Source organism: Prosthecobacter sp., assembly GCF_044373815.1.
GTDB lineage: Bacteria > Verrucomicrobiota > Verrucomicrobiia > Verrucomicrobiales > Verrucomicrobiaceae > Prosthecobacter.
This window is the reverse complement of sequence record NZ_JBIPNG010000049.1, coordinates 1-22,892: the sequence shown is the minus strand read 5'-3', so window position 1 is coordinate 22,892 and position 22,892 is coordinate 1. Positions and strand designations below refer to the sequence as shown.

The window sequence follows — 22,892 nt, the reverse complement described above, 5'->3', positions numbered from 1 at the left end:
AATGGATACTGGGCGGCGCTGTGGCAACTGACGCAGGAACTCGCCCGGAACGTTTCGCGATTCGGTGGCGGCTGATCGCCAAATCGTTGCCCGCTCACGGTCAGGACATTGTGGCGAATACCCACATCCAACGGTCCCGCAAGACGCCCACCCCATCCCAAGCCATCTTTGATGAATTCCGGCGCGCTCGTATTGACCCACGTCTCAGCGAGGACACCCTTCGGTCCCAGACCGTTCGGATACTTAGTGAGCTTCGGATCATTGCCCCACATGGCTCCCACGGGTTTCGTCCGCTCCCAGGCATTGGTGCTGGGGTCCGTGCTGTCGTAGTAAAAGGCGATGAACACCCAGCCGGTTTCTGGCGAGGCTACGCTGTCTTTGATCCGAACCGCCATTTGGAGAAAGTGCATTTCGGTAATCTCGGGGGTTTGATTGGCAGGGTTGACGGGTGGCTGCGGATTTAGCAACGAAGCCGTGGAGGGCCGATAGATGTAGGAGACCGGAGATCCTTTGATAACACTCCAATCCGTCTCCTTGAGCGTGACGCCCTCTACTTTGACGACGATGGACCCTGCGGGGAACTGGGCGGCATACACATCAGGCTTGAATGGATTCTTCCAGACCTTGCCAAGCGTGGCCGCCGCGACGCCGTTATAATAAATCACGGCGTGATTCTGAAACGGCTTCGAGGGCTGTTGGCCGACTGGGTAAGAGTAGGGCTGGAGAATCTGACCGGTATAGGATCCCAGCAGCGCTTCGCGGCCGGATTCGGGGTCAATTTGGCCGTTTGCAAGAGGCGAACCTTGCCCGCCCCAGGGCATGTCAAACCAACCCGCTTTCTGAGGCGTCCAGTTCAAGGGGTCAACGACAGCGCCTTCAATATCCTTTCGGATGAACTCCTTCACTGCCGCAACATAGGCCGGAGCGGTCTGCGGAGTCAGCCCGCCAGAGGCGAGCCCTCCTGGACCACCAGGAGTCCACTCTGATTTGATCGGACTCGACGGGTATTCATAGTTGCTGGTTCGCAGCGGCTTGTTCCAGTTGGCTGGATAGAGCGTGTTATTGCCCGCAAACGGGTCAGGCTGGCCCGCTAGGCTATGATCGAAAACAAGAATAGTGCCCATCAACAAGGCGAGAAGTATGACGGGAGAGTTTGTCTTCATGGTTGTTTGTAGAATATTTCTTTGAGTGAGGATGAACGCCGACGAAGATTGGGGGCGGGACTCGGCATTGCAAGACAATTTCGCCCAGAGTGAGGAGAACAACATCTAAGGGATTCCATGAATATTTGTCTGATGGCAGGCATCGGCGTCTAGACAAAGGCTCAACCCTCGGCGACGTAAACAAAACTTGTGCTCTCCTCATGACCTCTGACATCCATGCTTTTCAGGGCACTGATCGCTTTCAGATCATTCGTCTCCTTGGGAAAGGTGGCATGGGCGTCGTATTCGAAGCGCATGATCGGGAGCGGGACCTCCGCGTTGCCTTAAAACTGCTGCCCGCAGCCGATCCGGCGGCGCTATATCATTTCAAACAAGAGTTCCGCGCTCTCGCGGAGATCAGTCACCCGAACCTCGTGCCGCTCTATGAGTTGATCGCTACTGACGAGCGCTGGTTCTTTACGATGGAATTGCTGGACGATCCGCGTGACTTCTTTGCCAAGCACCGGAGCCGCATTTGTCTGCCACCGCAGGAGCCTGATGCCTCCGCCGATACGCCCACTGTGGCAGTGCCCCGCGCGATTGCACTTCCAGTTCCCCCCCACACCCTTGATGGCTCGGCCGATGCGCCCACTGTGGCTTTGCCCCGGAGCCAGCGCCCCAGCCCAGCGGACGATGACAAGGAAGCACCAACACTGTTGGCGGCGGCCGTATCGATCAGCGCAGCATCAAGCGGATTCGGGTCGCAGGGACGGACTGAGTCAAAGGTTCCAGCGGTGCCACAGGCGCAACGATTGCCCGACATCGAGCGAGTGCGCCGAGTTTTTAGCGGTATCGCGGCAGGCGTCGCTGCGTTGCACCGTCACGGAAAGCTGCATCGGGACCTGAAACCCGCGAACGTGGTGGTCGGGGCGGATGATCGGGTAAAGCTTCTGGACTTTGGGTTGGTGGCCGTGATCGGAGTGCCTCACGCTCCTTTCGCGCAGGGCGGTGGCGGGCTGAGCAGCACCCAGAGTTCGGTCACCAGCCAAGGCATGATCACGGGCACTTTGGCTTACATGTCACCGGAGCAGTCAGAGGCGGCCCCCCTCACCATGGCCAGCGACTGGTATTCCGTGGGTGTGATGCTTTACGAGGTCCTCACTGGCCATGTGCCGTTTCACGACACCGGGGAGCACTTCCTGCTATACAAGCGAGGCCTATCTCCGCCCAGAGCAAGTATCGTCAGACCCGGCGTGCCGCAGGATCTCTGCGAACTCTGCACGGCCCTGCTGCAAACCTTGCCTGCTGATCGCCCGAGCACGGAGCAAATCCTCGCCGCCCTGCCCTGTGCGGCAACTGCCGCCGCTGCTGCCAGCGCAGCGTGGCTGGGCGCTCCGCCGTTCATTGGGCGGGAGCTTGAGTTCAAGCGATTGGAGGAGGCTTGGCAGCAAACCCGACTCGGCCAAGCCATCACCCAGCACCTGCATGGCCCCTCTGGCACTGGTAAGAGCACCCTGATCCGCCAATTCCTTGGCGCATTGCGCAGCAACAATCCAGCCCCAGTGATCCTCAGTGGCCGCTGCTACGAGCAAGAGTCCGTGCCGTTCAAAGCGCTGGATACCGTGGTGGATGCACTCAGCCTCCACCTGCTCAGCCTGCCCGAAACTGAAATTCTCCCGCTGCTCCCCGCCCACGCTGGCTCACTCACCCGGCTGTTCCCTGTGCTCAAGCGCGTGCCCGCGTTGGAGTCGCTCGGCCAGGCTCAGGCCGATCTCCCCGGCCAAGACCTGCGCGACCTCCAGCGCCAAGCCTTCACCGCACTCGGCGAGATCCTGCGCCGCATTGGCCGGACCACCGGACTGGTTATTTGGGTGGATGACCTCCAGTGGGGAGATGTCGATAGCGCGCACTTGCTCAGCGAGTTGGCACACGCGCAGGTGGCGTCCTCCATGCTGCTCCTACTCACCTATCGCAGCGAATACATCGGCCAGAGCGCCTGCCTGCGTGCGCTGGATGAGGTGACTCCCACCACGACCGGCAGCATCCGCCGCATCGACACAGACGAGGAGAGCCCTGAGTCGATCGCCCTCAAACCTTTGGCCGAAGCTCAGACCACAGCCCTGGTTCATGCATTGCTGACCCATCCCAACGCAGAGACCACGACGTGGGTCGTGCGCGAGTCACGCGGCATCCCTTTCTTCGTCTATGAACTGGCGCGACATGTAACCAGCGCCGGGCCAGACCTTACCCTCTCCTCCGAGTTAAACCTCGACGCCGTGCTCTGGCAGCGCATCTCCGGCACACTCTCGGACGATGCGCTTGGCCTGCTGCAAATGGTGGCGCTGGCAGGTGAACCCGTGGCGCTGGGCATCGCCCAACGCGCGGCGGGCTTGAAAGCATTGCCGCCGCAGATTATCACCCACCTGCGCGCCGCTCAATTGCTGCGCACCAGCGGCCCTGGACTGGATGACGATGTGGAGTGCTACCATGATCGAGTGCGCGAGACGGTCACCGCCAATCTTGACGCCCTCGCCCTGCGCAGCCGCAGTTGTTGCCTGGCCGATGCCCTCCATATCGCAGGTGCAAAGGCCGAGCGCTTGGCCCCGCATTACTTAGCCGCACAACGCCACGACGAAGCCGCCGCTGCCTATGCCCAGGCGGCCGATGAAGCCCTGGCCGCGCTTGCCTTCAACCGCGCCGAAGCCCATTACCAAAAGGCCATCGCCTACAGTGCGGACCCGCTCAGACGGACAGCCGTGCAGGAGCGCCTCATCCACTTCTTCACCAACACCGCACGCTTCAAGGAAGCCTATGACCTCACACGCGAGGCGACCCAGGCGCATGGTGTGAAGCTGCCAGCCAAGTTCATCCCACCTCTATTGATCGCAGACTTCTTGCTCAGCAAATTCCGCATGAGGGGGCTCAAGCCTGCGGACATCCTCCAGCGTCCGCTCATGACCGATCCACGGTTGGCCGCCGCCGTGAACCTCATCAACGCCGGAGCCAAGGCCGCGTATCAAGTCCGGCCCGAACTCTGTGTGGCGATCTCCACCCGAGCCGTTAATCTGTGCCTCAAACACGGCCTCACAGCCGACTGCGCCATCGGCTGGATGGTCTATGGCACCATATTTCAAGGCGGCATCATCGGTCAGCATCAGCTCGGGCATGAGTTTGGTCGGCTCGCCTTGGGCTTGGTGGAGCGATTCAGCAATGAAAGGCAGCGTGCCGAAGTGAATTTCGTAGTGGGTTACTTTGGCACCTCCTGGATGGCCCCCGCGTGTGAGGCAGAGGAACTCTGGCGCAAGGCCTGGGAGGCAGGGCTGGCCTCGGGCGACCTATTCCACACCGGCTGCGCGGGAGCCTGCCTGGTGCTCAGCCAATTCATGCGCGGCGTGCCGCATGATGAAGTCCTGGCCGAGGCAGACCGGGTAACGCCCACCCTGGAACGCGCCCGACTCGCCGAGCCGCTCGGCGTCATCAGCGCAGTCTGCGCCGCCATCCGCAATCTCCGTGGCCAGACCCACAGCCCGGCCACCTTCACCAGCGCCGAGTTCGACTCCGAAGCCAACGATCGAGCACTCGCCAGCTATGGCTCCCGACACCTCGCGCACATCTACTACGTGCTCCGTTTGCAGACGCTTTACCACCATGGGTTGCACCAGGAGGCGCAGGCAGTCTCAGCCATCTCCGCAAAGTATTTGAAGGACTCGCCCGGCATGTTGCACGCCACCGAACATCACTTCTACACCGCGCTCAACAACGCCGCCCTCGCCGCACGCCGCAAGGGCTTCGCGCGCTGGCGATTGCAGCGCGCCGTGGCAAGAACTGCCAAGCGATTCAAAACTTGGGCCCGCAATTCGCCAGAGAATTTCAGCGCTCGTTCCCACCTGCTATCCTCAGCCATAGCTCAGCTTTTGAATCGCCCAGACGATGCCCGCGCCGCCCTCGTTGAAGCCCGGCAGATCGCCACCAGCTATGGCCAAGCTCACCTCCTCGACTTGGAAAGGGGTATAGTGAAAGGGGGCCGCAGTGAATGGCACTGAAAAGGCATCAGGCGGCGTGGGCGACATCGTCATCGGAGGTGTAAAGAAGGCGTGGCTTGGTGAGGAAGGTGTATTTGTTTTGGCGGTCTTTGCAGGCTCGGGGTGCACCAGTGTAGTAGATTTTGCGGCCTCAATAAGGTCTGGAGGCCTGAATATTTGCTGGTGGGGCATGAGTTAAGGAAGTCCGAAAATCGTGTGGCTCCGTCGAAAGGCAAGATTTGAGAGAATTAAATACGGGCAAAAAGCCACAGTGGCGATTGTCTGTCGTCAGTGCAAGCTCTGGGAATTGTGCGAACTTTTCACCCGTGCTTTGTTGTTTTATGGCCACCAAGAAACACGCCACGAAACTTCTCTGCCATTGCGGCTGCGGGGGCTCAACCAAGGGCGGGCGCTACCTGCCTGGACATGACGCCAAGCGCAAAAAGGCCCTCATTGCTGACGCCTTGCTCGGTGGCAAACGTGCGGCCAATAAGCTCGACAAGCTTGGGTGGACCAAATTTTTGGAGGCGGCGAGGCCTAAAGGCCCTGCGGGTGAAACAGCTTCTGACTGATCATCCCGATGTCGCTCTGGATTGCACAGCTATTGTTCCGTGTTCAACGCCCCCCTCCTGATCCATATCTCGTGACAGCAATCGGGTCCATGATTATCCTCGTGCGCAATGCAGCCCCGTTCAAAGCCGTGCCCGCATGGGTGCAAGCGCTGGCTGCAGGGACTCAATGCCATTGGTTGGCTCATGCGTTCATTTTGGAAGTCGAAGCTGCGGAGGCCGAAGAAAAGAAGAAGGCCGAGCCATGCTCATCCTCGCCAAATCGCAACGCCCCCGACGACGTCCTCCTCCGCTTCATCAACCACGCCATGCGTTTCGTCGAGCGAAGGGAAGAAGCCGAGTCATCGTAAAATTTACTTCTTCAGCAGATCGCGGATTTCTGTTAGCAGCACAATATCAGCTGCTGGAGGAGCCGGAGGTGCCGCATCCTCCGCCTTTTTCATCCTGGCCAAAAGGGTGTTCACAGGCTTGACGATGACAAAGAAGATGACCGCTGCGGTGATCAGGAAGCCAATGACCGCATTGATGATCATGCCGATGTCGAGCATGTTCGGGATTACCTCTCCTTTTTCATTGGTAAACTGACCGATCTTGATTCCCAGCGAGACATTCGGATTGCCACCGATGGCTTTGAGAACAGGCTCGATGATGCCCTTGGTAAAAGCGGTGACAATGGTGCCAAAAGCAGCGCCAATGATAACACCGGTGGAAAGATCGACGACATTGCCTTTGAGGATAAACGCTTTGAATTCTTTGAGCATGACTTAGGAATAATGAGGTGAATGTGACCGGTTCTGGGAACCGGTCACGTTCTAAACCCATCAGCAGGTGCTAGGCCAGCACAAAATGCGTTCACACTTCCTGCGCGATCCGCCAGCTCTCGCCATCAAGGTTCTCCTTGAGATGCCGGTAACTGCTGGCGATGCGCTCACGCGTCATATTGCCGAAAAAGCGCACCAGCCTCACCAGTTTGTCGATTTCCACCTCGGGCATGGATGAGTCGTTCACTTTGCTTTGGGCGTGGGCCAGCGTGCAGCCCCAGACAAACAATTCGGCACCCACATCGACAAAATGACCCAGCAGCACCTGCCGCTTTTCCAGCTTGGGACCGTTCAGCGCCATCGCAAGAAACAGCCGCCGCGCCAGCACCCGGCTCTGCCGGGCGATGGCATCAAGCTCAAACGGCAGAGATGGATGCAGCAAATCCTTCGCGTCTCCGGCACCCAGAGGCAGCCACTTCAGCGGATACCACGTGGCATAGAACCCTGCCGCACGCACGGCGGCTTTGGCACGCACCTTCCAAGGCAGCGTCGGATTCACCGCATCTGCCCCGAGATTGAGATGCGGCTCCAGCGCCTCACGCGCGATGAACAGGCGCATGATCTCGCTGCTGCCCTCAAAGATCGTGTTGATGCGTGAATCGCGGAACAGACGTTCCACGGGTTCAGGCACGTCCCCGCGCGCTTTCAGCGAAGCGGCGGTTTCAAATCCACGACCACCGCGCATCTGCATCGTGTCGTCCATGATGCGCCAGGACTTTTCGCTGCCCCAAAGCTTGCCGATGGCGGCTTCGAGACGGACATCGGCGTGCTTGTCACGATCCACCATCGCCGAGACATAACGCACAATGCTTTCCATCGCAAAAGTGTCCGCGGCCATGCGGCTGAGTTTGTCCGCGATGGCGGCGTGGCGGCCGATCGGCTGCCCCCACTGCTCACGCGAGCGCGCCCACCGTTTGCTGATGTCGAGGCAGCGCTGCGACAAGCCGGTGCATGCGGCGGGCAGAGTGATGCGCCCCGTGTTCAACGTCGTCAGCGCCACCTTGAGACCGCGACCAACGCCGCCCAGCACATTCGCCACCGGCACTCTCACGTTGTCGAAGTGAATAACGCCATTGTAGAGCGCCTTGAGCCCCATGAAACGGCAGCGGTGCAGGATCTCCACACCTGGCCAGCTTGTTTCGACGATAAATGCCGTGGTGGCATTCGGCTTCTCTGCCGTGGGTGTTTTGGCCATCACCACAATCAAGCCGGCCTTTGTGCCATTGGTGCACCACAGCTTCTCCCCATTGAGGATGTAGCTCTCGCCATCCTCATCGAGTTTGGCCGTCGTTTTCATCCGCGCCGGGTCTGATCCCACTTCATTTTCCGTCAATGCAAAGGCGCTGATCTCGCCTTGGGCGCAGCGCGGCAGGTATTTGGCCTTCTGCTCCTCGGTGCCAAACAAGATGAGCGGCTGCGGGGCGCCAATGGACTGATGCGCAGACAGCAGCGCCGCGAGGTTGCCACAACGGCTCCCCAGCAGCATGGCCGCCCGCGAATAATTCGTCTGCGAAAGCCCCAGCCCGCCATATCTCACGGGGATCTTGATGCCAAAGGCACCAATCCGCGCCAGTTCGCTCAGCAGCATGTCAGGTATTTCACCCTTCGCGTCGATCTCATCAGGGTCAGCATAGAGATCAAGCACCCGCTCAAGCCGGTGCAGGAACGCATCACCCTGATCGTGGTCTTCCCCGCTTTGTTTTGGAAATGGCAGCAGTTTGCCAAAATCCGGCTCGCCAAAAAAGAGGCCGGCGGCGATTCCGGTGTTGCGTCGTTCATCACGCGCGGCTTCCGCCATTTCGAGCGCGGCACGCTGCCCTGCATTCATGCGGGAGGTGTCGATCTGCGTCCTGGCTTCAGGCTTTGATTCTTCCAGAGTAGTTTTCATGGCTTGGTTCTCCAGTTGAGGGTTTCAATAATCAATGATGCCCGCATCCCGAGCGAAAGTGATGGGGCCGCCACGGAACGGCGGGTAGCCGGTGCCAAGCACCATGGCCAGATCGATGTCGTCCGCGTTGCGTGCGATGCCCTCCTTGAGACAACGCATCGCCTCCTGGCTGATCAGCAGCGCAAGATTGGTCTGGATGCTTTCGTGTCTCGGCAGATCGGAATGAGTCGTGGGCAAAATCTCCTTGCCGTTCTCATAACGGTAGAAGCCCTGCCCCGTTTTCTTTCCGAGGTGACCTTCGTTCACCATCTTGTCGAGAGCATCGGTATGCGGAAACCGATCCGGGAAAGCACTGGCAAGCGTCTTGGCCACATGCGCAGCCACATCGAGACCAATTTCATCCAACAGGCGCATTGGCCCCATCGGCATGCCAAACTCCAGCATCGCCTCGTCAATGTCCTTCACGGGAATACCGCTCTCATGCAATCTCACCGCCTCCATCAGGTAAGGCACCAAGATGCGGTTCACCAGGAATCCCGGGCTGTCTTTGACGACCACCGGCGTCTTGCCGAGTTTTTGCACAAAACTGACCACCGTGGCCAGCACGTCCGGCGAAGTTTCCGGCAGCGTGATGATCTCCACCAGCGGCATCCGGTGCACCGGATTGAAGAAATGCAGACCAACGACGCGCTCCGGATTGGGCACCGTTTTTGCCAAATCCGACACAGACAACGCGCTGGTGTTCGTGGCAAGAATGGTGTCCGCCGAGACACGCGAAGCCAAGTCCGCGAAGATCTTCTTTTTCAATTCCATGCTCTCCGTTGCAGCCTCGATCACAAGATGGTGCCTGTTAAGCGGCACCGGCACATGCGTCGTGCTGATTCGGTCCAGCGTGTCCCGCGCCTGAACCTTAGTCACCAGCCTTCGGCGCGTGGCATCTGAAACGAGGCCATGAATCCGTTCCAGTCCACGCGCGAGGCTGTCGTTGGTGACGTCCGTCATTAGCACACGGATGCCACGCGAAGCTAAGATATGCGCAATTCCGGCCCCCATCACGCCCGCACCGATGACGGTGGCGTCGTGGATGGGCAGCGCCGTACCGCCTGTGGCAGGACGCTTGTTGGCTTCTTCGCGCTTAAAAAATAGGTCGATCAACCGCGCCGAATCGCGGCTTTTGATCAGTTCAGCCACGGCGTTGCGCTCAAGTAGCAAACCTTTCTCAATCTCGCCATGAACTGCATGCGTGACTACTTCAACGGCCTTGGTGACTGAAGGATACAGCCCACGAGTCTTTTCGAGCACCTTGCGTTTCGCCAGGTAGCCGATGACCTGAGAGAACACATTTTCAAAACGGAACTTCATACCCGGGCGTTTTTCACGCGCCAGACGGCGGGCCATTGTCTCAAGACGCTCAGCTGGCACCACGTGGCTGACGAGTCCTGCACGCTTGGCGGCAGTGGAATTTAGCAGCTTGCCGGTGGTGATGAGATCGAGCGCTTTGCGCACACCGACTATACGTGACAGCCGCGTGGAACCGCCCCAGGCAGGCAGAATGCCGAGCTGTGTCTCCGGCAGACCGATCTTGGTACTGTCGTGATCGCTGGCGATGCGCCAGTCGCAGGCGAGGGTCACTTCAAATCCGCCGCCCATGCAGGCACCGTGAATTGCGGCGATCTTCGGCACCTTTAATCGCGCCAGACGGTCAAACACTGCCTGTCCGAGCCAGATGAGATCATTCACCCGAACATGCTGCATGTTGCGAATGGCCTTGATGTCAGCACCGGCGATGAAGATGCGCTCTTTGGCGCTGCGCAAAACCAAGGTTTTGACACGGGTGTCGTGCTCGATGGTTTCAAGCAGATGATTGAACTCACGCAGGGTCTCTTCATTCCAGACATTGACGGAGGATTTGGGAGAGTCGAATGTGATCCAGGCGATGCCGTCAAAATCGACGTCGAGCCGGAAATGCTTCGGCGGCATCGGATGACCGTGAATGATGTCCTCCAGCACGTGTGGCGGATCGTGGATGATTGAGGGGCAGTTGAGGAAAGTTTTCATGGCTTTGAGTTGGATGAGAATATTCTGCTTTAAATTCATAATGCTTCGAGGCAGGCCGCCATCCCCTGCCCCCCTCCCACGCAAAGGCTGATCACGGCGCGTTTGCCATCGTTGGCATGCAGTTGATTGAGCGCCGTCTGAACGAGACGCGCACCCGTGGCTCCGACGGGGTGGCCCAGCGCGATGGCTCCGCCGCAGGCATTGATCTTCGCGGGATCGATTTCACCCAATGGTGATTCCAATCCGGCGCAGCGTGCGCTGGCGGGATCGGCAAGGCATTTCATGACCGCGAGCACCTGGGCGGCGAAGGCTTCGTTGATTTCAAAGACGTCGGCATCCTCCAGTTTCCAGCCGCTGCGATGAAGTGCGGCATCCAGCGCGCGGACTGGGCCAAGCCCCATGCGTGCAGGATCACAGCCCGTGGCTGCATAGCTGACGAGGCGGCCCAGTGGCTTCCACTTGTGGGCTGCAGCGGCTTCCTCAGTGGCGACGAGCAAGGCCACAGCACCATCGGTGATCTGGCTGGAGTTGCCCGCAGTCACCGTGCCGGTGACCGTGTCGAAGAGAGGTTTGAGTTTGCCAAGCTTTTCGAGGCTGGAGTCGGCACGGATGCCGTTGTCCGTCGCGACAAGGTTGTGACCGAACACGGGCGCGATTTCCTGATTGAGCAGGTGATTCGCCCGCGTGGCGCACAGGTGACTGCGCATGGCAAAGGCATCCTGCATGTCACGATTGATGGCAAACTCACGCGATAGCACCTCAGCCGTCTGTCCCATGTTCAAGCTCGAAACGGGGTCCGTGAGGCCGAGCTTAAGACCGATGACGGGGGCAAAGTCAGACGGGCGGAAATGCAACGCGGCTTTCGCACGACCGGTGAAGTCCCGGGCACGGCTCATGGCGGTGAATTTTTCAACGGCAGGCCGTGAGAAATAGAACGGCATGTTGCTCATGCTTTCCGTGCCTCCGACTACGAAGACCTCGCCCTGCCCTGCGCACATCTTTGCATGCGCGAGGGTGAGCGCCTCCAGGCCGGAGGCGCAGTTGCGATGCACGGTCATGGCAGGCTTCGATTCCGGCAAACCTGCGCGCAGCGCGATGACTCGGGCAATATTCATCGCCTCCGGGGGCTGGCCGACGCAACCGAGGATGGTTTCATCCACCAGCATCGGATCAATGCCAGTGCGGGTGAGCAGTGCTGCGACGGCGTAACGACCGAGTTCGACCGCATCGAGATGCGCGAGATCGGTGCCGGCGCGAGAGAATGGCGTGCGTGCAGCGGCAACTATGACAAGTGAGGGAGTTTTCATGGCGTTAGGAGCCGAGTGCCACATGGGTTGCGGCGGGTTGGGCTTTGGGGCGATGATCGACAATTTTCTCCTCCTTCAGGAGACGTCCGATGCCGAGCTGATCGCGAAGTTCGGACATTGAATGGAAATGAAGCCCATTCGGTGTGATCTCCGTGGCTTCGTGAAAGCGGCGGGACACGGCGAGTTCGAGTTCGGACTCGCGCACTCCGGGTTCAGCCGTGAGATGCAGATGCACTTCATCCATTTCGAGCGGGTCGTCATGGCGCTTGCGCAGTTCGATCTGCCAGGCGGCGATGCCTTTTTGATCATCCAGCAGATGTTCGAGCAGATTAAAGTTCACCAGCGTGCCCTTCAGCTTGTCCACATGCAGCTCACGCACTTCACTGACTCGCGAAATGGGGCCCAGCAGGCGCGGACAAGTGCGGCCGCAGTTGGGGCACTTTTCCCAGGTCATGCCGCCTTCGGCGATGTCGCCTGTACGATAGCGCAGCACGACGGTGCCACGCGCATTGAGCGGCGTGAAGACGATCTCACCGGGCTGGCCGTCGGGGACGACCTCTCCCGTTTCAGGATTGATCAGCTCCACGATTCCAAGATCGGGGCTGAGGTGATAGCCGCTGGCTTCGTGGGATTGGCCGACGCATTCAGGGAAGGCCATTTTCGCTTCGGTGAAACCATAGGTGGCCATGACGTGTGCATCGGGGCTGCCAAGCTGGGTGGCGAGATCGCGCAGGCGGGCACGCAGGCCATCGGCAACCTTTTCGCCGCCAAGGACGAGACGTTTCAAATGGGGCCACTGCTTGCCGGTTTCATAGGCCTCACGCAGCACATGATAAATGAAGGTGGGCATGCCGATGAGGATATCGGGCTGGATCTTGTCGATGAGCCTGATGTTGCCATCGGTGCCCAAGGTCTTGCCTCCTCCAGTGCTCAGCATGAAAGTGCCAAAACCAAGCCCCGCATGATGCGCCAGCCAGAAGGCCAGATGTGGCGCATAAGGGAAGAGATTGATGTGCTTGAAATCCCGCTGCGAACGACCTGCCAGCATCAAGCGGCTGCCGCTGATGTCGAGATTGTGCAGGTCATGCTTGGTGTAGAGAAACGGCACGGGATCCGACGAACGGCCGGTGGTGCTGGTGAGCAGAATGGGGCGAAACTCAGCCTCCGCCTGATCCTTCGCAGCAGCACGACCATGCAGCAGAGCGGTGCAAATCATGCCGGGTTCGCGGCGGAGCACCGCTTCATCCGGAACCAGCACAAAATCACGGGGGTTGGCGAGATCCTTCTTTGAAGTGAATGGCACGTGGCTCCAGTCCTCGAACGATTTGATGTCGGGCGGTTGGATGTCGTGCTCTTCAAAAACGCGGTGGTAATGCGCGCTGAAGGTAATCACGCGGCGGTGCAGATAATCACGCAGCTGCTTGAGCTGCCAGTCGCGCCATGCCTCAGGCGGCGTGGAGTTCCATTCGGGTGTGTGATGGAGCAATTTCATGGCTGATTGTCTCCTGGTTGAGGTTGGTTTCGGTCTGAAACAGAGCACGAATGGCAGGCAGCGCGGCGGTTGCGGCGTCGCGGCCTGCCTGCAGGTACTGCTCAAAATTTTCGTAATCATGCCACGTCGAGGTGGCAAAATGCGGATGGATGACCACGTCGGCGGCGGCTTCCTCCTTCTTGATGAGGTGGAGCTGCGCGGCCATCAAAGCGCGGCGGAAAGTGTCCAGCACATTGCCGTTGGCGAGGAGGTTTACCTTCTGCCAGAACGTGCGGAAGATGCGCGAAAAGGCGCGATCAGCAGGTTTATCGGCCTGCATGAAAGTATGATCACTGTTGGATTCGAATTCTTCTGGTCCAGGCATGACGTTCACCGCGATGATGCCGTCGAGATTGAAGCGTTTTTTGAGCAGCTTCACCGGCAGGGGCTCGGAAACACCACCATCGGTGTAGCGTCGGCCATTCAGTCTGACCGGAGCACACACAGCCGGAATGGCCGAACTGGCATGCACCGCATGCGAAACGATGCCAGAATCGAAGACGTAGGGAGTGAGGCGGTCAAGATCGGTGGCAATGACCAGCAGAGGTTTTTCGAGATCAGCAAAGGTCTTTTCGCCGAGATCGCGTTCGAGATGCTTGCGCAGCTTCTCCCCCCGGATCAGCCCTTCTGAGGGCGGGATGATGAAATCCATGAGAGCTTTCAGCGTGGGCCGGTCTTTGATCTCGCGTGCGCGCTCTTCCAACTGGACACCACTGAGGCCGGCGGCCCACAAGGAGCCCACGTAGGCCCCCATGCTGCAGCCTGCCAGCGCAGCGATGGAAGTGCCTTCCTTTTCGAGCACTTGAATGACGCCGACGTGCGCCAATCCGCGCGCGCCGCCACTGGATAGAACCAAACCGATTCGGGGCGTTTTTCCTCCCCCTGAGCCGTGCTTGGAGCTTTCTTCGGCACGACTCCATCCCCGGAAGGGAAGTTGGAGCTGGGTGTTCATGACCTGCGGTTGTTGTTATCCTTTTGGACCCCTGATGTGAGAAATTGATTCAAAAATAGCGAATCTTTGTGCATAGATCGCATGTCATGAACAATTCGGATCTAAGTCGCATGCTCAAACATGCCGCAACCGCCCCCCCGGTGGCAGTGCCGAGCGCACTGGAGGAAGCGATCATGGCACGCGTGCGGGTTGATGATGGCCGGGCCAGACGCTGGCGGTCGTTTGTGCAGTGGCTGCTGATTCTGGCCGCCCTCACGGGCATTGTGACTGCGAGCATGATCGGGTGGGCTCTGGCTTCACGTGACACCACCCATACCACACCACCCACCATGGAACTGTTTCGCACAGGAAAGCCGCAATGAACTCACGATTAAAATGGCTGCTAATCTCGGTTTTCCTCTCCGCGACCCTGGCTGGTGGAACCGCATGGCTGGTCACGGACTGGACGCTGCACCGCCATGGTGAGAGCCACGCCCACGATCATGCACCCACAGATCTGCATGCGTGGATGCATGAGCACCTCGACATCACGCCCGAACAGCATGAGAAACTGGAGCCACTTGAAGCGGAGTTTGAAAAGCTCCGCCTGAAATTGAAGGATGAGGTTCGTCTGGCTGATGTGGCGCTGGCCCAGACCATCCGTGAGCCCAAAGTGGACGAAGCCGCGATGAATGCGGCCTTGGAACAGTTGAACAAAGCTCAAGGCTCGCTGCAGAAAGCCACGCTGGATCATTTTTTTGTGATGAAGCGCTATCTGCGTCCCGCGCAGGCCGCCAAACTTCTGGAGTGGACCCATGACAGCCTCACCCGCGATTGATGCACTGTTAGTGCCGCAAGCCGAAGCCTCCGCTGACGATTCAGCGGAGGCTCTGCACCTGCGTGCCGCGCAAGCGGGCGACATGGCCGCGTTTGAATGGATCGTCCGGAAGCATGAAGCGCGGCTCTTCACCTTCTGCTGCCGCTGGCTGCGCTGTGTGGAAGATGCACGTGAAGTCTGCCAGGATGCCTTTGTGCGCGCCTGGCAGGCGCTGCCTGAGTTTGAGGGGCGAGCCAAGCTTTCGACCTGGCTGTATCAAATCGCACTGAACCTCTGCCGTGACCGCGCCAAATCGCGCGCCTCACGGCAGCGTGAAAATACGACAACGATCAACGACATCGACCAGCCGCTGCCGTGTCCGCAGAATGCCCCAGATGCGAGCGCGGAATGGCAGAGCGAGATGCAAAAACTCGAGCGCGGGCTGGCCCAGCTGCCGGAAAAGCTGCGCACGGCGCTGATGCTCAGCGCCATGGAAGGCCTGAGCCATGAGGAATGCGCCAAAGTACTGAATTGTTCAGTGCGAGGCACCGAGGGCCGCATTTACCGGGCCCGGCAAATGCTGTTAAAGTGGTGGGATGAAGAGGGTCAGTGATCTTTCCCCGCCACACCCAGAGCTTTTTCAAGGACCTGCGCGGCACCGGCGCGCCAGCCGATGATCGTGCTGGGAAGCAGACCGCCAAATATCAAAAAGACAATGCAGACGGTCAGTGGCCAGCGCTCGCGCGGCAGGGCGTCAGGGATGTTAATCACGTGCTTTGGAAGCACACCCAGGAACAGGGTGTTGTACAATCGCAGCAGGTTGATCGCATTGAAGACTGTGGCGACGAGCAGCACGATGCCGGCCACCAGATGATTTTGCAACATGCCGTGAAATATGAGCTCCTCAGCGCAGTAGCCCAGCGTCCCGGGCAGGCCGACGAGTGCCAGCCCGCAGATCAGAAAGAATGTGGCCAGCCGGGGGGCCTTGGCCGCCAGTCCCAGATGCATCAGCGGATCCTCGCTGCTACTGACCCGTACCTCCAGCGCACGCACAATGCAGATAAGGCCCGTAGAGGCAGCCGCGACCACCAGCCAGTGCGTCAGCGCCCCGGTGATGCCTTCGGCATTTGCAGTGGTGATACCCGCGAGCATGAAACTTGCCTGACTGATGCACAGGTACGCCAGCAGCCGCCGCGGTTTCTTTTCCGCAAAAGCCCGCAGGCTGGCAATGCCCACTGTAGCCACGGCTGCAATGCTGAGCACGTCAAAGGCATGCCTGACAGCCTCCGGCAACGCGGCAGCCTCAGTTCGCGCCACCAACACCACGCCGAGGTGGCCGTTGAAGAGCAGCGCCTTGGGCAGCAACGGCCCATGCTCAAAGGCCTGCACCACTCCGGCATGCAGGGGAAACAATCCTTTGCGGAACACGACCGCCAGAATGAGCAGGCCGAAGACCAGTTTCCCGCCATGCGCGAGATCACTGACCGACGCGCTGCCCAGCAGCAGCACAGCTACAGTCAAGGCCACACAGCTGGCGAGGCGGATGCCGCTGGTGAGACGGCTCTCACGCTGTGCACCAAACATGCCCAGGGCAAACGGCACACAGGAAAGCCACCAGCCCGCCACCATGGGAATCCAGTCGGCGGCGGCGTAAGCCGTCTGCATGGCGAGGGAGATCAGCAGCATTCCTCCTGGAGCTCTTTCTGTCACGTCGAGCCTGGGCGCCAGTACCACGACGCAGAGAGTCAGCGCAGCATAGAAAGCCATGGGCACGGCGTTCAGACCATCCGCCATGAAGCAGTGCAGCAGTGGATCATGCAGCCCCCCCTGCCCCACGGCGCCTGACTCATACGCGGCAGCCAGGAAACAGATAAAAGCGAGCACAGCGGCCACAACCGCCACCCTTCGCGGACGCGCAGCCCTCCAGGATACCAGCACGCCACCCAGAAGGAATGTCAGAGCGGCGGTGATGTATGGCAGTGAAAGGTGCTCCATGAGTTTGTCTTGAATCAGGAAACCGTGCTTTCAGCCGCATGAGCGGTTGTGTTTGCCGTCGGCTGTTTTTTGGGTGACTGCGGCTCAAAAACGGCGAGCCAGCGTGCCACTGCCAGGACGGGAGCAACGATCCAGCGCTCCACGATTGCGTCATAAAATCCACGGCCGAGCGCCAGGCGGTAGAGCCAGAGCTGCACTGCGGGTGGCAGCAGAGATTCGTAATGGCTGCCAGTGGGGCTGACCTTGCCACCAGCGGCGGCATGCACCCGGTGGTAGTCCCGAAGCATGGACGGCGTGCGCAGAAACTGCAGCGTGCGCAGCATGGCATGACTGACCAGATGGATGACGGCAAAGGTGGTCCAGCCAAAGCCGATCTCGACAAATATCAGGCCGATTTGCGTCTGAGCCGCATAGGCCAGCGAGGTCTTGGCGTCGGCGCAGGTGCGGTGGACGAGCGTGCCTAGAAAAGCCGTGGCCAGACCGGTGATGATGATGAGTCCGGTGGCAATCCATGACTGGTGAATGAGCGGCGCAACCCGCAGCAGCAGGTAGGCCCCGGTGTGGATGGAGATGGCTCCATAAAAAACGGCGCTGGAAGGCGTGGGCCCCTCCATGGCCCGTGGCAGCCAGCCCCAGAACGGCCCCTGCGAAGATTTCCCACCAGCTGCGATCACGAGGAGCACGGCAATGACAGTGCCCTTGGTGCCCAGCATCATGCTCTGACAACCGGGCCATTCACCGCTGAACATGCCCTCCCACGAGGTGGTGCCGAACCAGTGGTGCGCCAGGAAAATGGCCAGCAGCATGAACAAATCTGCCACACGGTAGGAGGCAAAGACCCAGAGGGCATTGCGCACAGGCTCAGGCCGGTACTGGAAGAACCCGACGAGCAACACCGAGGTGATGGCCACCGTTTCCCAGCCGACGATGAGCAGATCCAGCGAGTCCGCCGTGAAAACAAGCAGTGCGCCAAAGGTGAAGAGGTGCAGCAGCAGGAAGAAGCGGTGAAAACCTGGATCACGATGCAGGTAGCGCACGGAAAAGAAGCCCACGATGCCGGCCAGCACCACGGTCAAGCCCACCATCGGCAGGGAGAGCCTGTCAATCAGCAGGGACAGCGGATAGCCATAATGCCCCACGGTGAACCAGTCCCCCAGCATCACTTGCACCGAATGCAGCCCCTCCACCCTCATGCGCCAGCCGGTCAGGATCACGAGCAGCACGAGAACCGCATAAGCCGACTTGGTGATCCGCGCCATGGCGCGCTCCGTCACACAGCCACCCAGCAGCCAGACGACGCTCAGCGCGAGGAAGAGCACGCCCGGCGTGGCGATGAGCAGTGGGATCAGGATTTTTAGAGGCATAAAAACATAAAGAATTTAGCAGGCTTTTTACGCAGCCCGGGGATCGATGCGGGCCAGAGCCAGGTGTTCCATTTTGCCGCGATACCAGGCCAGTGAACTGGAAGCCACAGGAAGCGGCTCTTCACTGCCTTCAAGCTTCTCAAAGACACCGTCCCGGTACACCTCCACATGCCCGTCATCAGGGTCCATGGTGGCAATGCGAATCCACTGATTGCAGACGATTTCATTGAGTTCACTGTCTGCCTTGATGACGCTCATCAGACGTTCAGGCGTGGTTTCGACAACGAACAGCATGCGCACTGGCTCATGGATCTCGACCGCCTGCGCCGGCAGTCCTGTGCGCAAATCACTTTGATAACCGTTCATCACGCCGACGAGCCCGTTGATGTTGTGCGGCAGCTTGGTGCCGCTGCCGTAAACATCATTATCGACGGCGGAGAAGTAATAGTCGAGGTTGATGCTGCTGCACACTGGAATCGCCGCGCCGAGAACCTGCGCCAGCGCTTCATCGGTGGGATCTTTGGTGGCATCGTAGGAAGCGAGAAAGGCACGGCGGTCCATGAACAGACCTTTGGTGATCTCACGCCGTCCGACGAAGGTCACGGCATTGGTGCAGTGGCCGTACTCTGGACGCGGCTCACCGATGTGTTCCGCACGCTCCTGCACATGCCTCAGGCTGGATTCCGGAGTGATGTCATGGCCTGCCGCCGCAAATCGACGTGAACGCTCATGGGCGTTGAGCGTGCGAGCTTTGTCGAGCGACTGATGAACGCGCGCCAGATCCCCATGGTGGGTCTCAGGCAGAAGGTCCATGTCAAAGAAGTGAATATCCTCATTGCAGGTGTCGTGGTAACCGCCAAGAAACCAGGTGTCCTCAGAAATGACCACCCCTTTGGCCCGCAAGGCTTCCCTCACGGCCGGACGATTGGCGATGAGGGCAAACAGGCGTGCGTTGGGCGCACCGGTGCGCCCACCACAGGCCTGACAGCAATAGGCGGACTCGTAAGGGTTGTTCAGGCTGGTGGAACCATGACCGAGAATGACCACGAGCCGCGCATGACCTTTGTGCAAACCGGCAGGCCCCAGCACGGAATACACACGCTCCGCCTGCTCCTGGGTGGTGAACCCGCTCATGAGACCGGAGGTGGCATCCCTCGAGGCTGCATCGTCCTGCATGAAGGCAAACTCCGTCTTCGGCTCCGGCAGGAAGGCACGGTTCAGCCACTTGATGAAACGCCCGAAGGCCAGGGGGGTAAGCACACGCAGCGCCAGCGGGAAAAGGCTCAGGAAACCGAGGCAGGCCGTGCTGATCCAGCCACGCACCAAAGTACGCGAGGAAATGAATCCATTGCGCATCACGCCAGCCCACACACGCCTCAATCCCTGACGCTGCTTTTGCCGGTGAGCATCATCCTCCACCGGCACCTCACGCACGGCGTGCTGCGGATCGACGACCACGGGGCATGACGAGACGCCGCCCGAGTCATCAATGCCGGCATAATTGATGGCCACTCCAAAAAAGCCCGCGACTCCCGCTGTTTCGATGCCGGGATCAACCTCTTCCAGCGCACGCCGTATCGACTCTTCACGCTCATCAATGCAGAAAACCACCTGAGCGACCAGTCGATTACTGGTTGGAACAACGCACGGCATCTTGCGATGCATGGCCAGCGGAATCAACACACGCCGCTCATGTCTGCGCTCATAGGCCAGATGCAGCAGCCGTCGGCGTTCGGTCTCATGGCAGGCGAGGATCTCCTGATCCAGCCGCGCCAGCTCCTCATCCGTGAAAGCAGCAAGCTCACAGCTGCTGATGCCCAGCAACTGGACCACATCAAACACACGCGCCACATGAGTCTGCGGGTCAAAGCGCGGCACAGGCAGCAGGGTGGTGCGCCACGCGGCCGTGTCGCCGGAGATGTCCCTGAGCGCTGCCACGGTGTAGGTGAGGCGCAGCGCGAGAAATTCCATGAGGGAGCAGCGCACACGATCATGCGGGGCCAGCGTGACATCCACCTCCAGCATGCGGATCATGCCCGCCCAGCCGCGCAGAGCTAGCAGCTCTTCCGTGACAAACTCCTCCCACTGCCCCAAGGGCACATCAAGCTGTGCGAGCGAATCCAGCACGACGGTGTCCGCGTCCATATTGGCGGCCTCCTGCCGCAAAAAATCAGCGCGCACACCGCTGAGATGCGCCGGAAACATGGCAAACGCCTGCGGCATGATCTTGCGTGCAGCCTGGAGCAGCCCCTTGTCACGGTGCGGCATGGGCCAGTAGGCGATGCCCTGGTCCAGATAGGCCCCCGTGAGCCGGATGAGAGGAGGATGAATGAGCGCATCCATGTCGATGCCATGCTGCGCCAGGACGACTTCTCGCGGACGTTTCGGCATCACGGGAGCAGGTGTGGGCGGTGGTTTCACCCGGGCCAGGCATGTGTCCCAGAGCGCCTGCGGAGAATCCCTGCGCAGCGCCTTCGCCGAGGGCTCCGGCAGATCGTTGCGGAACGAATCCAGCCAGCCACCCTCTTCCAACTGCCAGGAGATGTTGATGCCATTCACGCGGCGCACTCCTGGGGTGAGCATCACACGCCGGAGCTGGCGGCGTGTGAGCCTGCCCGGCAGAATGTCCGCATCGGGCTCACGATTGAGAATGGCGTCGATGTCTTCATCAAGAATGCGCTGGCGCCCGCGCTCCGTATGATAGGCCTCTTCAGAGAGAAATGGCTCCGCACCAAATAAACGCCCGCCCTCAATGACGGCATCTTCAAACCTCCGGTGCTGCAACGAACGGAGCGTGTTGTAATGCACGAAAACACCCAGAGGGCCCTGAACCGGCAGGCACTGAGCCGCATGTTCCACCACCCGGCGCAGGTGCTCAAGACACCCGCCTGCCAGCCGGATGTCCTGCCTGGCATCGTGGCAGCCACAGGTGCCGACATGGGTGGACGTATTCATCAAAGATTTAGACACTTACTAAAGGGCATGCAGCGCAACTGTGCCATCCCTTCATCAAGGGGTATTCCACTACGGGAGACCGGGACATTTTCACCCGTCATTTTCACACTCGTGCATGCATCATGCGTCACACTCATCTTACCAGCAGAGGTCAAGTGTTCAGGGCCCAGATCAAGCGGGTTGCGACTGAAGCGGAATTACGACCTCAATTCGCAGCCCTTGAGGCATGATGCTGATGGCCGTCAGTTCGCCGCCGGACTGCCTTGCGCGTGCACGCATGCCCACCATGCCGAGGATGGGACTGTGGATGATGTCTCCGGCGTGGTTGGGCAGACCTTTGCCATTATCCTCAATGGTGAGCCGGATGCTTTGATCACGGTGTTCGAGGCTGATCTTCACTTTAGTGGCCTCCGGGAGGCAAAGACCGACCCAGGGATGATTCTCCAAGGCCTCGTGGAACAGCAGGCGGAAACATTCGGCGAGGTTGGAGGAGCCTTGAGTGGTGAGAAGTTGCAAAACGGTGTTGAGAAGGTCAGGCTCGTTGTGGTGGGTCATGTGTGAGTTTGAGTTGGATGTGTTTGGCTACACCCCGACACAGACCACACTGGCCTATCTCTCGCCACAGCGCGTGCTTTTCAAGGCTAAAGCCTTTTACAGAACAGACTTTACACCCCATGACGCAGTGCATCCATTTCCTTCAGTAATTCAAACGACTACATGTCCCCACCCACTACCGCTTCAAAACCCGAAGGCCCCGTGCCGGTAGGCAACTTCGCCGGCTTCAAAGCTTATTTCGGCAAAGACATCCTCTCAGGCTTTCTGGTCTTCTTAATTGCTCTTCCACTGTGCCTTGGAATTGCCAAAGCCAGCGGCTGCCCGGCCATCGCGGGAATTTTTACAGCAGTGATCGGCGGCATGCTCACCCCCTTCCTGAGCAACTCTGAGCTGACCATCAAAGGGCCAGCGGCTGGCATGATCGCCATTGTGCTGGGCACGGTCAACGAGCTTGGCTATGAAAAGACGCTAGCGGTCGGCGTGGTTTCGGGGTGCCTTCAAATCATCTTTGGCTCTTTCAAGCTCGGAACTCTGGGTGAATTTTTCCCTGTGGCGACGGTGCATGGCATGCTCGCGGCCATCGGAATCATCATCATTTCGAAGCAGATTCACATTGCACTGGGAGTTGCCGTCCATGCGAAAGAGCCGCTGGAATTGCTCGCAGAAATCCCAGACAGCCTCATTCACATGAACCCTGTGATTGCCCTGATCGGTGGCATCGCCCTGGTGATTTTGTTCGGGCGAAGGTTGATCAAAAACAAATTTGTTCAGGCCGTCCCTGGACCACTGATTGTCCTCCTGGTCGCCGTGCCGCTTTCGTTCTATTTCGACATTGGCCACAAACACATCTACCAGTTCCAAAGCCACTCCTTTGAAGTGGGTCCGGACAAGCTGGTCAACCTGCCGCTCAACATTCTTGATGGCATCAAATTCCCGG

Annotated in this window: 18 protein-coding genes; 7 read left to right on the top strand and 11 right to left on the bottom strand. The window is 59.5% G+C overall.

Annotated features, from left to right (window positions below):
- The coding region (locus tag ACIREA_RS06595; protein WP_397381469.1) for a hypothetical protein at positions 1–1,268 on the bottom strand (1,268 nt) is incomplete at its 3' end.
- 95 nt (positions 1,269–1,363) lie between these two features.
- Here ACIREA_RS06595 and ACIREA_RS06590 point away from each other — a divergent pair.
- From ACIREA_RS06590 to ACIREA_RS06580, 3 genes are all read left to right on the top strand, one after another.
- On the top strand, positions 1,364–5,185 hold the full coding sequence (locus ACIREA_RS06590) for a protein kinase (protein WP_397381468.1): 3,822 nt from the start codon (positions 1,364–1,366) through the stop codon (positions 5,183–5,185).
- Positions 5,186–5,505: 320 nt separating this feature from the next.
- Positions 5,506–5,736 carry a hypothetical protein gene (locus tag ACIREA_RS06585; protein ID WP_397381467.1) on the top strand — a complete coding sequence of 77 codons (231 nt, stop codon included), beginning with the start codon at positions 5,506–5,508 and terminating at the stop codon, positions 5,734–5,736.
- Between the two features lie 89 nt (positions 5,737–5,825).
- Positions 5,826–6,083: a hypothetical protein gene (locus tag ACIREA_RS06580; protein ID WP_397381466.1), complete on the top strand. Its 258-nt coding sequence runs from the start codon at positions 5,826–5,828 to the stop codon at positions 6,081–6,083.
- Positions 6,084–6,086: 3 nt separating this feature from the next.
- Here ACIREA_RS06580 and mscL read toward each other — a convergent pair whose 3' ends face one another.
- The 6 genes from mscL to ACIREA_RS06550 form a co-directional block, all read right to left on the bottom strand.
- Positions 6,087–6,494, bottom strand: a complete 408-nt coding sequence (gene mscL / locus ACIREA_RS06575) for a large conductance mechanosensitive channel protein MscL (protein WP_397381465.1) — start codon at positions 6,492–6,494, stop codon at positions 6,087–6,089.
- Between the two features lie 91 nt (positions 6,495–6,585).
- Positions 6,586–8,442: an acyl-CoA dehydrogenase family protein gene (locus ACIREA_RS06570; protein WP_397381464.1), complete on the bottom strand. Its 1,857-nt coding sequence runs from the start codon at positions 8,440–8,442 to the stop codon at positions 6,586–6,588.
- Between the two features lie 24 nt (positions 8,443–8,466).
- Entirely contained in the window at positions 8,467–10,500 is a 2,034-nt protein-coding gene (locus ACIREA_RS06565; RefSeq protein WP_397381463.1) for a 3-hydroxyacyl-CoA dehydrogenase NAD-binding domain-containing protein, read from the bottom strand.
- 35 nt (positions 10,501–10,535) lie between these two features.
- Positions 10,536–11,807, bottom strand: a complete 1,272-nt coding sequence (locus tag ACIREA_RS06560; protein ID WP_397381462.1) for a thiolase family protein — start codon at positions 11,805–11,807, stop codon at positions 10,536–10,538.
- Between the two features lie 4 nt (positions 11,808–11,811).
- Positions 11,812–13,299 (bottom strand): phenylacetate--CoA ligase family protein, encoded by a 1,488-nt coding sequence (locus ACIREA_RS06555; RefSeq protein ID WP_397381461.1) that lies wholly within the window; start codon positions 13,297–13,299, stop codon positions 11,812–11,814.
- Positions 13,253–14,290 carry a patatin-like phospholipase family protein gene (locus ACIREA_RS06550; protein ID WP_397381460.1) on the bottom strand — a complete coding sequence of 346 codons (1,038 nt, stop codon included), beginning with the start codon at positions 14,288–14,290 and terminating at the stop codon, positions 13,253–13,255. The genes ACIREA_RS06555 and ACIREA_RS06550 overlap by 47 nt, the downstream gene beginning before the upstream one ends.
- A gap of 110 nt (positions 14,291–14,400) precedes the next feature.
- On the opposite strand from ACIREA_RS06550, the gene ACIREA_RS06545 reads away from it, so the two are divergent.
- From ACIREA_RS06545 to ACIREA_RS06535, 3 genes are read left to right on the top strand one after another with little or no spacing between them, the layout of a single operon-like run.
- Positions 14,401–14,652: a hypothetical protein gene (locus tag ACIREA_RS06545; RefSeq protein WP_397381459.1), complete on the top strand. Its 252-nt coding sequence runs from the start codon at positions 14,401–14,403 to the stop codon at positions 14,650–14,652.
- A complete protein-coding gene (locus ACIREA_RS06540) occupies positions 14,649–15,107 on the top strand; it encodes a Spy/CpxP family protein refolding chaperone (RefSeq protein ID WP_397381458.1) in 459 nt (152 codons plus the stop codon). The genes ACIREA_RS06545 and ACIREA_RS06540 overlap by 4 nt, the downstream gene beginning before the upstream one ends.
- Positions 15,085–15,699 carry an RNA polymerase sigma factor gene (locus ACIREA_RS06535; protein WP_397381457.1) on the top strand — a complete coding sequence of 205 codons (615 nt, stop codon included), beginning with the start codon at positions 15,085–15,087 and terminating at the stop codon, positions 15,697–15,699. The genes ACIREA_RS06540 and ACIREA_RS06535 overlap by 23 nt, the downstream gene beginning before the upstream one ends.
- Here the strand turns inward: ACIREA_RS06535 and ACIREA_RS06530 are convergent.
- From ACIREA_RS06530 to ACIREA_RS06515, 4 genes are all read right to left on the bottom strand, one after another.
- The gene (locus ACIREA_RS06530; protein WP_397381456.1) at positions 15,693–17,081 is read right to left on the bottom strand and encodes a proton-conducting transporter membrane subunit; all 1,389 of its coding nucleotides are present in this window, start codon (positions 17,079–17,081) and stop codon (positions 15,693–15,695) included. The genes ACIREA_RS06535 and ACIREA_RS06530 overlap by 7 nt on opposite strands.
- Positions 17,082–17,095: 14 nt before the next feature.
- On the bottom strand, positions 17,096–18,445 hold the full coding sequence (locus tag ACIREA_RS06525; RefSeq protein WP_397381455.1) for a proton-conducting transporter membrane subunit: 1,350 nt from the start codon (positions 18,443–18,445) through the stop codon (positions 17,096–17,098).
- A 27-nt stretch (positions 18,446–18,472) separates the two neighbouring features.
- Positions 18,473–21,400 (bottom strand): DUF2309 domain-containing protein, encoded by a 2,928-nt coding sequence (locus ACIREA_RS06520; RefSeq protein WP_397381453.1) that lies wholly within the window; start codon positions 21,398–21,400, stop codon positions 18,473–18,475.
- 171 nt (positions 21,401–21,571) lie between these two features.
- Complete coding sequence (locus ACIREA_RS06515; RefSeq protein WP_397381452.1) at positions 21,572–21,955, bottom strand: ATP-binding protein; 384 nt, start codon at positions 21,953–21,955, stop codon at positions 21,572–21,574.
- Between the two features lie 162 nt (positions 21,956–22,117).
- Here ACIREA_RS06515 and ACIREA_RS06510 point away from each other — a divergent pair.
- Positions 22,118–22,892: SulP family inorganic anion transporter (locus ACIREA_RS06510; protein WP_397381451.1), on the top strand; the 775-nt coding region annotated here is incomplete at its 3' end.